This window comes from Sphingopyxis sp. Root1497, from assembly GCF_001427085.1.
GTDB lineage: Bacteria > Pseudomonadota > Alphaproteobacteria > Sphingomonadales > Sphingomonadaceae > Sphingopyxis.
The window spans coordinates 887866-901173 of sequence record NZ_LMGF01000003.1; the positions used below are offsets into that span (position 1 = coordinate 887866).

Consider the following 13308-nt stretch of genomic DNA (forward strand, 5'->3'; position numbering starts at 1 on the left):
TGGGTCAGCCTCTTCGTGCCTTTGCGTCTTTAGGTGAACCAAATAAGGTCGGGGCTGTCGGCTTGGCCCTTGTGGAACGGTAGCGAGCGATCGATTGCCGCCTCATCTCTCACATTGTCATTCCCGCGAAAGCGGGAAGCCAGGGATGGGCCAGCTAACGGACGCTCTGGGTCCCCGCTTTCGCGGGGATGACAAAGTAAGAAAGCTGCAATGTCCGCTTCCCACCCCAACGCCGACATTCTCCGTTGCGCCGCTCGCACCACCAACAAAAAGGGCGCCCGGTCCCCCCGAACCGGGCGCCCCCCTTGGCAACGCTGATCGCGTGGATCAGGCGCTGTAGTACATGTCATACTCGACCGGGCTCGGGGTCTGTTCGACGCGATAGACCTCGTCCCACTTCAGTTCGACATAGGCTTCGATCTGGTCCTTGGTGAAGACGTCGCCCTTGAGCAGGAAGTCATGGTCGGCGAGCAGCGCGTCGAGCGCTTCGCGCAAGGACGCGCAGACGGTCGGGACTTCGGCGAGTTCCTCGGGCGGCAGGTCGTAGAGATTCTTGTCCATCGGGTCGCCCGGGTGGATCTTGTTCTGGATGCCGTCGAGCCCCGCCATCAGCAGTGCCGAATAGCAGAGATAGGGGTTCGCCATCGCGTCGGGGAAGCGGAATTCGACGCGCTTCGACTTGGCGCCGGCACCATAAGGGATGCGGCACGAGGCCGAACGGTTGCGGCTCGAATAGGCGAGCAGCACCGGGGCTTCGAAGCCGGGGACGAGGCGCTTGTAGCTGTTCGTCGTCGGGTTGGTGAAGGCGTTCAAGGCCTTGGCATGCTTGACGACGCCGCCGATGAAATAGAGGCACATGTCGCTGAGGCCCGCATAGCCGTTGCCGGCGAAGAGCGGCTTGCCCTTTTCCCAGATCGAGATGTGGGTGTGCATGCCGCTGCCGTTGTCGTCCTTGATCGGCTTGGGCATGAAGGTCGCGGTCTTGCCATAAGCATGGGCGACCTGGTGGACGACATATTTGTAAATCTGCATGCGGTCGGCGGTTTCGGTCAGCGTGCCGAAGGTCAGGCCGAGTTCGTGCTGCGCCGCGGCGACCTCATGGTGATGCTTGTCGCACGGCAGGCCGAGTTCGAGCATGGTCGAGACCATCTCGGCGCGGATGTCGACGGCGCTGTCGACCGGCGCGACGGGGAAATAGCCGCCCTTGGCGCGCGGACGGTGGCCGAGGTTGCCGCCTTCATAGCTGCGGCCGGTGTTGGTCGGCAATTCGATGTCGTCGATCTCGAAGCCCGACTTGTTGTAGCCGGTTTCGAAACGGACGTCGTCGAACATGAAGAATTCGGCTTCGGGACCGACATAGACGGTGTCGCCGATGCCGGTCGAGGCGACATAGGCCTCGGCGCGCTTCGCGGTGGTGCGCGGGTCGCGGGCATAGCCTTCGCCGGTCGACGGTTCGACGATGTCGCAGAAGATCACGAGCATCGGGGTCGCCGAGAAGGGGTCGTCATAGACCGCGTCGAGGTCGGGCATCAGGATCATGTCGGATTCGTTGATCGCCTTCCAGCCTTCGATCGACGAGCCGTCGAACATCAGCCCGTCTTCGAGTTCGTCCTCGCCGAGGACCGAGGCGACCATCGTCAGGTGCTGCCACTTGCCCTTGGGGTCGGTGAAGCGCAGGTCGACCCACTCGATGTCGTTTTCCTTGATCCGCGCGATGATATCCTTGGGCTTCGTAGCCATCGTCTATGCTTCCTTCTTGCGAAATGGTCCGGCGTGCCGGGGGTTTTCGGGTTTTCGAAAAGTGCGGAGAATTTAGAGCGCGTCCTCGTTGCGTTCGCCGGTGCGGATCCGCAGCGCGGTTTCGACCGGAATGACAAAGATCTTGCCATCGCCGATGCGGCCGGTCTGCGCGGCGGCGGCGATCGCCTCCACCACGCGTTCGGCCATCGAATCCTCGACGATGACTTCGAGCTTCACCTTGGGCAGAAAGTCGACGACATATTCGGCGCCGCGATACAACTCGGTGTGACCCTTCTGCCGACCGAAGCCCTTGGCCTCGGTGACGGTGATGCCGCTGACACCCACTTCGTGCAGCGCTTCCTTCACTTCGTCGAGCTTGAACGGCTTGATGATCGCCTCAATCTTCTTCACGCTTCTCGTCCCCCTTTGGGCTGGCCGCCGCCCCTTGCGCATCGAGCCGGATCAGGTCGGCCTGTCCGGTTCGCCGTCGAGTCGGTGCGGTGTCCCGCCATCTTGCACCAATCAAAAGCCGTGCCAATTGGCGAATCGCAGGGTTTCAGCAAGAATTTTGAAAGCAAATTGCGCCGCTGCCCAAGGGGTGGGCAGCGGCGCTATGTTGCTGCCTAAAAAAGCGGCAGATCAGCGTCCCATCGGCGCCGCGGTGTCGGCGAGGTTGGCCTTGGTCCAGATCGAGCGGTCGACGACGTAGGCGCGGATCGCCTCGGCATCGGCGGGCGTGAGCACCTTGGCGAAGCTGACCATGCCGTTGTCCTTGAGCGCCCCGTCGATGATCACGCCCTTCCACGCATCGGCATTGCCCAGCAGGCCCGAGACGCGCAGGTCGGGGGTGAAGCCGTTGCCGATCGCGCTGTCGCCATGGCAGACCATGCAATAGCGCCCGAAATGCGCCTTGCCCGCCGCGACCTGCGCCGCGGTGCCGAACTGCGCCGGCGGGTTCCAGGCGAGCGCCGCCGCCGCGGGCAGGGCGGGGAGCTTTGCGGTGCCGCCGATCTTCATGACGACGAGGCGCGGGATGTTCGGCACCTTGCGCGTGACGCCGCCGGCAACCCCGGCGACGAGCGGGAAGGCGCCGCCCTTGCTGGTCATGAACGCCACATATTGGACGCCGCCGACGCGGAAGGTCGAAGGCGCGCTGACGATCCCCGACTGCATGTCGAGGTCGAGCAACTGCTTGCCGGTGTCGGCGGTGTAGGCGCGGAAGCGGCCGGTGCTGGTGCCCTGGAAGACGAGGTTGCCCGCGGTGGTCATCGTGCCGCCGTTCCACGCCGCCGGATAATCGACCGCCCAGGCGACCTTGCCGGTGCGCGGGTCGAAGGCGACGAGGCGGCCGGTGGTCGCGGCGATGGCGGCGCGGAAGGCGGCCTTGTCGTCGGGCAGCATCGTCTTGTTGAGCGAGGTGCCGACGTTGAAGCCGAGCACCTTGCGCTTGTCGAGCTCGTCCATGTCCTGGAGATAGCCTTGCGGAATCTGCTGCGCCGGGATGTAGACGAGACCCGTCGCCGGGTTGTAGCTCATCGGGTGCCAGTTGTGCGCGCCGAGCGCGCCGGGGATCGCGATGAAGGGCTTGCCGGTCTTGTAGAAGCGCGCCTCGGGATTCTCGATCGGGCGGCCCGTCGCCATGTCGTAGCCGGTCGCCCAGTTGATCCCGTCGACAAAGGGCTTGGCATCGATCAGTTTGCCGCTGGTGCGGTCGATGGTGAAGAAAAAGCCGTTCTTCGGCGCATGGTACAACACCTTGGTCGGCTTGCCGCCCACCGCCTGCTCGGCGAGGATGATCGGCTGGGTCGCGGTATAATCCCACGTCTCGGCCGGGGTTTCCTGATAATGCCATTTATATTTGCCGGTCGACGCGTCGAGCGCGACGACCGAGGAGAGGAACCAGTTGTCGCCTTCGCCGTTCGAGCGCTCGCCGTGGTTCCATGGATTGCCGTTGCCGACGCCGAGGTAGATCTGGTCGAGATCCTTGTCGTAGACGATCGCGTCCCACACGGTGCCGCCGCCGCCCGACACCTTCCACTCGCCCTTGTCGGACCAGGTCGCGTTGGCCTTGCTCGCGAAAATGTCGTCGCTGACCGCGCCGTCCGCCTTCTTCTCGGGGTTCGGTGCGGTGTAGAAGCGCCAGCGTTCCTTGCCGGTGTCGGCGTCATAGGCGGTGACATAGCCGCGCACCCCGAATTCGGCGCCGCCGTTGCCGATCAGCACCATGTCCTTCACGACGCGCGGGGCGCCGGTGACGGTGTAAGGCTTTGACGTGTCGAAGGTCTGCGTCGACCATAGTTCCTTGCCGGTCTTGCGGTCGAGCGCGATCAGGCGGCCGTCGAGCGCGCCGACGAACAGCTTGTCGCCCCAGACGGCGACGCCGCGATTGACGACGTCGCAGCAGGCCGAAACCGCGCGTTCGCCAGGGACCTTGGGGTCGAATTTCCACAGCAGCTTGCCGGTCGCGGCGTCCCAGGCGCTGACCTTTGACCAGGCGTGGCTGACATAGAGGGTGCCGTCGACGACGACCGGGGTCGCCTCCTGCCCGCGCGCATCGTCGAGATCGGCGGTCCAGGCGACGCCGAGCTGGCCGACATTCTTGTCGTTGATGTCGGTGAGCGGGCTGAACCGCTGTTCGTCGTAGCTGAAACCGATCGCGCCCCAGTCGTCGCCATTGCCGCCGGTCTTGAGCAGGGTCTCGCTGGCCTGTTCCGCCGCGTCGAGCGATCCGCCGCTGCTTGCGCTCTCATTCTTCGATGCGTTGCATGCTGCCAATGCCAGCAGCGCGCCGCCCAGCAGCGCGACCGAAAAGACCCGTTTCGCCATCCCATGCTCTCCCGTTCGACGCCTATGCTTGACGTTAACGTCAAGACTGCGCCCGAAGGGCGGAGCGTGCAAGCGGGAAAATGGGGGGTGAGGGAGGGGGTGGGGCAACTGAGCCGGGCGGGAGGGTGTTCCCCGGCGAAGGCCGGGGTCCAGAGCGAAATGGAGCCGGCTTGCCTTGTAACGCTCTGGGGCCCGGCCTTCGCCGGGGAACGGCTTAGCGGTTTACTGCCAGGGCGGGGCGTTGAGGCCCGTCGGGCTGGCGGTGAAAATCTCGCACCCCGTCTCGGTAATGCCGATGCTATGCTCGAACTGCGCCGAAAGCGAGCGGTCGCGAGTCACCGCGGTCCAGCCGTCGGCGAGCATCTTCACCGCATATTTGCCGGTGTTGATCATCGGTTCGATGGTGAAGAACATGCCGGGGCGCAGTTCGGGGCCGGTGCCGGGGCGGCCGGCGTGGACCACTTCGGGGGCGTCGTGGAACATCTGTCCCAGCCCATGGCCGCAGAAATCGCGGACGACCGAATAGCGATGCTTTTCGGCGTGGGTCTGGATCGCATGCGCGACGTCGCCCATGCGGTTGCCGGGCTTCGCCTGCTCGATGCCGAGCATCAGGCATTCATAGGTGACCTCGACCAGCCGTCGCGCCTTGATCGGGACATCGCCGACCAGATACATGCGGCTGGTGTCGCCGTGCCAGCCGTCGATGATGCTGGTGACGTCGATGTTGACGATGTCGCCGTCGCGCACCGGCTTGTCGTCGGGGATGCCGTGGCAGACAACATGGTTGATGCTGGTGCAGCAGCTGTGGGTGAAGCCGCGGTATCCGAGCGTCGCCGGAATACCACCGCCGTCGAGCATCATCGTGCGAACGAGGTCGTCGATCGCACCGGTGGTCACCCCGGGCTGGACGAAGGGGACGAGCGCGTCGAGGATTTCGGCCGACAGCCGCCCCGCCTTGCGCATCCCGTCGAAGCCCGCCGCATCGTGCAGCTTGATCGTGCCGTCGCGCACGGGGGTGGTCGCGCCGGGCTCGCGGGTGGTCACGGAGACATAGTCGTACATGCCGGTGATATAGGCGCGGAGGGCGGAAAAAGCGAGAGCAGCCGCCCCGCGTCAAGACGCCCGGCTGAACAGCCCGAACAATCCGCCGCGCGGTGCTTCCGGAATTGCGATCGCGTCGGGGTCGTCGCCGATCTTTTCGGCGCGCTGGCGCTGCCAGGCATAGAGCAGCATCTCATATTCATGGTCCGACAGCTCGTGCGACGGGCGGCCGTCGCCGAGGCCGGTGATGCTGTGGAACATCGCGTCCTGCGCGATGCTGAGGTCGATGAACGCCTGCTGCTTGTCGGCGCGGAGCTGGCGGCGCGTGATCACGTTGCGGCGGTCGCGCCATTCGGCGATCTTCATTTCGGTTTCGGCCTGGAAGCGCGCCCGGTTCGCCTCGTCGCGCGCGTCGAGGATCGAGGCGATCTTGTCGTCGCCGGCGTGCGCGGTTTCGCACCAATAGCCGGCTTCATACCATGGATCGACGTCGTGCGCGCCGCCGAGCAGCACCATCGGGCGGGGCAGACCCTCGTTCGTCGCGTCGCGGACGAGCGCCTGATGGAAGCGCAGGGTGATGAAATAGCGGCCGAGTCGGTCGGCGACGACATCGACCGGCGCGGGTTCGCCGAAGGGAATGCGGCCGGGGGCATTGGCCGAGATCGCGCGATAGATGCGGCCGAGCCCGACGACGGTCAGGCTGTTGACGATGTCGCGGAACTCGCCCTGCCAGGGCGTGCTGGTGTCGGCGGCGGCGGCGTTGATGTCGGTAAGGTCGCCGTCGCCGAACGGGAAGGCCTCATCGTCGTAGAAATTGACTTCGAGCTGCCAGGCGTCGTCGTCGGGTTCGCAGTGCGCCGACAGGTCGACACCGATCGCGGTGACGGGGCCTGCGGCGGCGTGGCGTTCCTCGTCGCGCAGCACATCGGCGGCGAGTTCGTCCCAGCCGGTGACCCGCACCGCCGACAGCGGCCGCGCGAGGCAGAGCGAGGTGATCGGATGGACATGCGCGAGCAGCTCTTCGGTCAGGAAGGCGTCGAGTTCGTCGAAATTGCCGCTGCGCATCACGCTGTCGAACCAGCGGTCGAATTCGCGGAGCATATTCGCTTCGCCCAGCCATTGCTGCAATTGTGTCGTCATCGTCTGCCCCGGTCCCCCATTGTCAGGAGCGGCGAGCATAGCAGCGGGGGGTTGCGATCCGTTTAACGCGAACCAAGCATCAAGCGCCTCCCCTTCAGGGGAGGGGTTGGGGTGGAGGCCAGCGGCCTTGTGCAAGGTCGATGGCCCCCACCCGCTGCTACTACGGCCCGGCTACGCCGGTCCAAGTCTCGCTGCCCTCCCCTGAGGGGAGGGCGTTTTCGGTCGCTATTCGGCTTCCTTCTTCGCCTTGTCGGCTTTAGGCTTGGCTTTCGCCTTGGTCGCCTTGGGGGGCGCCGAGACGATTTCGAAGGTCAGCGGGTTGCCGACCTTGGCATCGTCGCCGGTCTTCATCTTCACCTTGACCTCGCCGCCATGGACGAGCTTGCCGAATAATAGTTCCTCGGCGAGCGGCTGCTTGATCTTTTCCTGGATCAGGCGGCCCATCGGGCGGGCGCCGTACAGCTTGTCATAGCCCTTGCCGGTCAGCCATTCGCGTGCGGCTTCGTCGAGCTGGATATGGACGTTGCGGTCGGCGAGCTGCATTTCGAGCTGGAGGATGAACTTGTCGACGACGCGCGCGACGACTTCGGGCGGCAGGTAACCGAACGGCACGATCGCATCGAGGCGGTTGCGGAATTCGGGAGTGAAGAGATTCTTCACCGCTTCCTCCTGGACATCCTCGCGGGTGAAGGCGCCGAAGCCGATGCCTTCGCGCGCCATGTCGCTGGCGCCGGCATTGGTCGTCATGATCAGGATGACGTTGCGGAAATCGACGGTCTTGCCGTGATGATCGGTCAGGCGGCCATGATCCATCACCTGCAACAATATGTTGAACAGGTCGGGATGCGCCTTTTCGATCTCGTCGAGCAGCAGCACGCAATGCGGATTCTGGTCGATCGCATCGGTGAGCAGCCCGCCCTGATCATAACCGACATAGCCCGGAGGCGCGCCGATCAGGCGGCTGACCGAATGGCGCTCCATATATTCGGACATGTCGAAACGCTGGAGCGGGATGCCCATGATCGATGCGAGCTGCTTGGCGACCTCGGTCTTGCCGACGCCGGTGGGGCCGCTGAACAGATAGTTGCCGATCGGCTTTTCGGGATCGCGCAGGCCCGCGCGGCTCAGCTTGATCGCCGACGACAGCACCTCGATCGCGGTGTTCTGACCGAAGACGACGCGCTTCAGGTCGGTTTCGAGATTGGCGAGCGTCGCCTTGTCGTCGCTCGACACCGATTTGGGCGGGATGCGCGCCATCGTCGCGATGACCTGCTCGATCTCCTTCGCCGTAATCGTCTTTTTGCGCTTCGACGGAGCGACGAGCATCTGCATCGCGCCGACCTCGTCGATCACGTCGATCGCCTTGTCGGGCAATTTGCGGTCGTTGATGTAGCGCGCCGACAGGTCGACCGCGGCGTTGATCGCATCCTGCGTATAACGCACCTGGTGATGCGCCTCGAACGCGCTGCGCAGCCCGGCGAGGATTTTCTTGGTATCCTCGAGGCTCGGTTCGATCACGTCGATCTTCTGGAAGCGGCGCAGCAGCGCGCGATCCTTTTCGAAGTGATTGCGGAACTCCTTGTAGGTCGTCGAGCCGATGCAGCGGATCACGCCGCCCGACAGTGCGGGTTTCAAGAGGTTCGACGCATCCATCGCGCCACCCGAAGTGGCACCTGCGCCGATGACGGTGTGAATCTCGTCGATGAACAGGATCGCGTGCGGCAGCCCTTCGAGTTCGGTCACGACCTGTTTCAGCCGTTCCTCGAAATCGCCGCGATAACGCGTGCCCGCGAGCAAGGCGCCCATGTCGAGCGAATAGATGACCGCGGGCAGCAGCACCTCGGGCACGTCGCCTTCGATGATCTTGCGCGCGAGACCTTCGGCGATCGCGGTCTTGCCGACGCCGGGATCACCCACATAAAGCGGGTTGTTCTTCGACCGGCGGCAAAGGATCTGGATCGTGCGATCGACCTCGGCGGTGCGGCCGATCAGCGGGTCGACCTTGCCGACCTTGGCCTTTTCGTTGAGGTTGACGGTGAACTGGTCGAGCGCGGTCTCTTTTTTGTTCTTCGCGTCGGCCTTGTCCTTCGTTTCTTCCTTTTCCTCGGGCTCGGCCTGCGGCGAGGGCTTGCCGCCCTTGCCGACGCCGTGGCTGAGGTAGGAGACCGCGTCGAGGCGCGTCAGGTCCTGCTGCTGCAGGAAATAGACGGCATAGCTTTCGCGTTCGGAGAAGAGCGCGACGAGGACGTTGGCGCCGGTCACCTCATCCTTGCCCGACGACTGGACGTGCAGGATGGCGCGCTGGACGACGCGCTGGAATCCGCTCGTCGGCGACGGGTCGCTGTGTCCTTCGACCTTCAGGCTGTCGAGTTCGGTGTCGAGATAATGGACGACCGCCGATTGCAGGTCGTCGAGCGCGACGCCGCAGGCGCGCATCACTTCGGCGGCATGATCGTCGTCGATCAGCGCGTAGAGCAGATGCTCGAGCGTCGCATATTCGTGATGGCGCTCGGAAGCCGCCTTCAGCGCATTGTGCAGGGTCTTTTCGAGGCTCTCCGAAAAGGACGGCATAGGCTTATCTCCTTGGGGACAAGCCGGGGAGAGGCCCGCCCGATAGACACAAGGTGGCGACGCCGCCGCCAGCCTGCAAGGGAAAAGCGGTCGGTGCCACGAATTTGCGCAGATCGGGGTTGGAATATGGTTAACGCGGCGTTGGGGATTGGGGTGGGAAGCGGACCTTGCCGATCCTCCCTGTCGCGCAGCGATGGGGAGGTGGCAGCCCGTAGGGCTGACGGAGGGGCCGACGCCGTCAAAGACTGGCGCGCGGCCGCGGCCCCTCCACCACCGCTNTTATGCCCGCAACCGGTGGTCAGCCGTCATCCTCACCCGCCCGGTCGACCATATCCATGAAATCGCGGGCCAGATCGCGCTCGCCCGCGTCCTTGAACGCGACATCGAGGTCGGGCGCGACGCCGAGCATGTGCATCAACGCCCACAAGGCAAAGCGGCGGCCGGGGTTGGTTTCGAGGCCGAAATCGACGCGCATGCGTTCGGTGCCCGCGGCGAGCGCCTCGGGGTGGATCGCCGCAAGGTCGGCGGTGCCGAAATAGCGGGTCAGCTGGTCGTTGAAATCCATGGCGCCTTATGGAGGGAGTCCGGGCCGCGCGGCTAGCTTTTCTTGAACAAGGCGTCGGCGCTCAGCTTGTGGCTCGTCGCAAAGCTGATCCGCGCGCGCGTCCGTTCGATCTCTTCCTGCAAGACGACGATGCGGTCGTTCAGTTCGTCGACCGACAAGGGGTCGAGCGGCTGTTTGGTCAGCGCCGCCAGCACATCGTCGTGGCGGCGGGGTTCGTTGTCGTCGTCCATCGCCCGGATCCTTTTGTCCTCATCCTCTTGATTGGCGGCGAAGTTGTTGACCCGCCGCCCCGCGCTGTCAATAAGGCGCGCCTGTGGGAAGCAGGGGGACCAAGACGTGACCAGCGTGCCGGAAAGCATGACCGCCATCGCGATAAGCGCGCCGGGCGGCTCCGAAGTTTTGGTGCCCGAAACGCGCCCCGTGCCGCGGCCGGGACCGGGCGAGGTGCTGATCCGCGTCGCCGCGGCGGGGGTCAACCGCCCCGACGTGCTGCAGCGCATGGGCTTTTATCCGCCGCCGCCCGGAGCAAGCGACCTGCCGGGGCTGGAGGTCGCGGGGACGATCGTCGCGGTCGGGCCGGGGGGCGATCCCGAACAGCTGGGGCAGGCGGTGTGCGCGCTGATCGCGGGCGGCGGTTACGCCGAATATTGCACCGCGCCGGCGGGCAGCTGTTTGCCGGTGCCGAACGGCTTTTCGATGGCCGAGGCGGCGGCGCTGCCCGAAACGGTGTTCACCGTGTGGCACAATCTGTTCGAACGCGCTTGGGTGATGGAGGGCGAGACGGTACTCGTCCATGGCGGCACCAGCGGCATCGGCACCACCGCGATCGGGCTGTGTAAATTGTTCGGCATCAAGGTGATCGTGACCTGCGGCAGCACCGACAAATGCGCCGCGGCGACCGCGCTCGGCGCCGACTTGGCGGTCGATTATTCGAACGACGACTATGTCGCGGCGGTGAAGGCGTTCACCGACGGCAAGGGCGTCAATGCGGTGCTCGACATGGTCGGCGGCGACTATGTGCCGCGCAATCTCGAATGCCTCGCCGACGACGGGCGCCATGTCACCATCGCTTTCCAGCGCGGGGCGAAGGTCGAGATCGACATCAGCCAGCTGATGCGCCGCCGCCTGACGATGACCGGATCGACGCTGCGCGCGCGCAGCGCCGACTTCAAGGCGGCGCTGGCCGACGAAATCCACCGCACATTGTGGCCGCGCCTGGCGGAGGGCGCGTGGAAGCCCGCGATGGACCAAACCTTCCCGCTCACCGAAGCCGCCGCGGCGCACGCGCGGATGCAGGCGGGCGCGCATGTCGGGAAGATCGTGCTGACGGTGGGCTAGGCCGCCGCGCCTGCGGTTGACAGAAGCGACGGGACCCATCACCCGGCGTAGCGGGTGCGGGGGCATCGGTTCCGGAGATGATTTTGGCTGCGCATTCGCTCTTTCTCGAAGACCTTGAAATCGGGCAGGTCTGGACTGGCGGTCCGATCGAGATGACCGAGGCGGACATCATCCGCTTCGCCCGCGAATATGACCCGCAGCCGATGCATGTCGATGCCGAGGCAGCGGCCAGGGGACGCTTTGGCGGCCTGATCGCCAGCGGCTGGCATGTCGCTGCGGTGGTGATGCGCGAATTCGTCGATTCGGCGCCCTTCGGCGACACGCCGCTGCTCGGCCTCAAGGTCGACGACCTGCAGTGGCGGAGCGCGGTGCGGCCGGGCGATCTGCTGTCGATCCGGCGCGAAATCATCGATGTTCGGCGGTCCGACAGCAAACCCGATCGAGGGGTCCTGACCATGTTGATGACCGTGACCAACCAGCACGGCGCGGTGGCGATGTCCTTTGTCAACCTGATCCAGATACCGGCGCGCCAGGCCACTTAGCCGCGCGGAAAGAGCCTTGGGGGCATTATGAGCGAGAGACCGATCCTTCACGAATATGCGGCGAGCGGCAATTGCTACAAGATCCGGCTGACCGCGGCGCTGCTTGCCTATCCGATCGAGCGGCGCGAATATGATATCATCGCGGGCGAGACGCGGACGCCTGCGTTTCTGGCGGAGGTCAACCCGAACGGGCGCATCCCGGTGCTGCAGATCGGCGACAAATTCCTGCCCGAAAGCAATGCCGCCTGTTTCTGGCTCGCCGACGGCACACATCTGGTGCCGCACGATCGCTTCGCGCGTGCCGACATGCTGCACTGGATGTTCTGGGAACAATATAATCACGAACCCAATGTCGCGACCTTGCGTTTCTGGATGAAGTGGATCGGCGAGGCGAATCTGAGCGATGTGCAGCGCGCGCTGCTGCCGGGGAAGCGCGAGGCGGGGGCGGCGGCGCTGGCGTTGATGGACGGGCATCTGGCGGCGCGCGACTGGCTGGTCGGCGCCGGGCTGACGCTCGCCGATATCGTGCTCTATGCGTACACGCATGTTGCCGAGGACAGCGGGTTCTTCGCGCTGGCGGACTATCCGGCGGTGCAGGCGTGGATCGCGCGGATCGAGGGCGAGCCGGGGTTTGTGGCGATGGGGGATTAGTGGGAAGGCCGTATCGGACGGTTGCGGATAAATCCCGTTCGACACGAACGGAAATGGAGGGCGGTCTGGAAACCGCTCCAAGTCCGACATCTGCCCCGCCAATCCCCGCACTTGCCCCTTTTTCGAAACCGGCATATAGCCGCTGCCAATGTCCGGCCGCCCCGCGAGGGGCGGCCCTTATTATTTGCGCTTTTGGAGAGCAGTCATGGTCAACCCCGACGCCACCCCGTTGATGCCGCATGCGACCGCCGCCTGGCTGGTCGACAACACCGGCCTCACCTTCGTCCAGATCGCCGATTATTGCGGCATCCACATCCTCGAAGTGCAGGCGATCGCCGACGAAACCGCGGCGACCAAATATACCGGTCGCGATCCGGTTCGCGCGCACGAACTGTCGATGGACGAGATCGAAAAGGGTCAGAACGACCCGAACTACAAGCTCAAGATGAGCAAGCAGGCGCAGGACACGATCCGCCGCACCCGCGGCCCGCGCTATACCCCGGTCAGCAAGCGCCAGGACAAGCCCGACGGCATCGCCTGGATCCTGAAGAACCATCCCGAGGTTTCGGACGGCGCGATCGGCAAGCTGATCGGCACCACCCGCAACACGATCGGCGCGATCCGCGACCGCAGCCACTGGAACAGCGCGAACATCGTCGCCAAGGACCCGGTGACGCTCGGCCTCTGTTCGCAGCGCGAACTCGATGCGCTGGTCGCCAAGGCCGCGAAGAAGGCCGGTATCGCCGCGCCGACCGACAATCGTTTCGAGGGCGACCGCGAGGCGCTGCTCGAGGAACTGCGCGCCGAGCGCATCGCCGCGAACGAGCTGCGCGCCGCGGAGGAAGCCAGCGAAGCCGCGCTTGCCGCCGCGAACGACGAAACGGCGGCATAAGG

The 13308-nt window shown here is 65.0% G+C and carries 12 protein-coding genes; 4 read left to right on the forward strand and 8 right to left on the reverse strand.

What is annotated here, in order from left to right:
- Nucleotides 1-327 precede the first annotated feature (327 nt).
- From glnA to ASD67_RS07635, 8 genes are all read right to left on the reverse strand, one after another.
- On the reverse strand, nt 328-1740 hold the full coding sequence (glnA, locus tag ASD67_RS07600; RefSeq protein WP_056345560.1) for a type I glutamate--ammonia ligase: 1413 nt from the start codon (nt 1738-1740) through the stop codon (nt 328-330).
- 72 nt (nt 1741-1812) lie between these two features.
- Entirely contained in the window at nt 1813-2151 is a 339-nt protein-coding gene (locus ASD67_RS07605; protein ID WP_037518110.1) for a P-II family nitrogen regulator, read from the reverse strand.
- 228 nt (nt 2152-2379) lie between these two features.
- Nucleotides 2380-4566, reverse strand: coding sequence for a PQQ-dependent dehydrogenase, methanol/ethanol family (locus ASD67_RS07610; protein ID WP_056345563.1), 2187 nt, complete (start codon nt 4564-4566; stop codon nt 2380-2382).
- A gap of 222 nt (nt 4567-4788) precedes the next feature.
- Complete coding sequence (map, locus tag ASD67_RS07615; protein WP_056345566.1) at nt 4789-5628, reverse strand: type I methionyl aminopeptidase; 840 nt, start codon at nt 5626-5628, stop codon at nt 4789-4791.
- Nucleotides 5629-5679: 51 nt separating this feature from the next.
- Nucleotides 5680-6747, reverse strand: coding sequence for a hypothetical protein (locus ASD67_RS07620; RefSeq protein ID WP_056345568.1), 1068 nt, complete (start codon nt 6745-6747; stop codon nt 5680-5682).
- Between the two features lie 225 nt (nt 6748-6972).
- The gene (gene clpA / locus ASD67_RS07625; RefSeq protein WP_056345572.1) at nt 6973-9318 is read right to left on the reverse strand and encodes an ATP-dependent Clp protease ATP-binding subunit ClpA; all 2346 of its coding nucleotides are present in this window, start codon (nt 9316-9318) and stop codon (nt 6973-6975) included.
- A gap of 298 nt (nt 9319-9616) precedes the next feature.
- Complete coding sequence (locus ASD67_RS07630; protein ID WP_056345575.1) at nt 9617-9883, reverse strand: hypothetical protein; 267 nt, start codon at nt 9881-9883, stop codon at nt 9617-9619.
- Between the two features lie 32 nt (nt 9884-9915).
- Entirely contained in the window at nt 9916-10113 is a 198-nt protein-coding gene (locus tag ASD67_RS07635) for a DUF1192 domain-containing protein (protein WP_056345577.1), read from the reverse strand.
- Between the two features lie 106 nt (nt 10114-10219).
- Between ASD67_RS07635 and ASD67_RS07640 the strand changes: the two genes are divergently transcribed.
- The 4 genes from ASD67_RS07640 to ASD67_RS07655 all read left to right on the forward strand — a co-directional run bounded on the left by ASD67_RS07640 (nt 10220) and on the right by ASD67_RS07655 (nt 13306).
- Complete coding sequence (locus tag ASD67_RS07640; protein ID WP_082544897.1) at nt 10220-11221, forward strand: NAD(P)H-quinone oxidoreductase; 1002 nt, start codon at nt 10220-10222, stop codon at nt 11219-11221.
- A gap of 83 nt (nt 11222-11304) precedes the next feature.
- The gene (locus tag ASD67_RS07645) at nt 11305-11763 is read left to right on the forward strand and encodes a MaoC family dehydratase (RefSeq protein ID WP_200937990.1); all 459 of its coding nucleotides are present in this window, start codon (nt 11305-11307) and stop codon (nt 11761-11763) included.
- 27 nt (nt 11764-11790) lie between these two features.
- Nucleotides 11791-12414 carry a glutathione S-transferase family protein gene (locus ASD67_RS07650; RefSeq protein WP_056345583.1) on the forward strand — a complete coding sequence of 208 codons (624 nt, stop codon included), beginning with the start codon at nt 11791-11793 and terminating at the stop codon, nt 12412-12414.
- Nucleotides 12415-12646: 232 nt separating this feature from the next.
- Nucleotides 12647-13306 (forward strand): DUF1013 domain-containing protein, encoded by a 660-nt coding sequence (locus tag ASD67_RS07655; RefSeq protein WP_056347151.1) that lies wholly within the window; start codon nt 12647-12649, stop codon nt 13304-13306.
- The last annotated feature ends 2 nt before the right edge of the window (nt 13307-13308 follow it).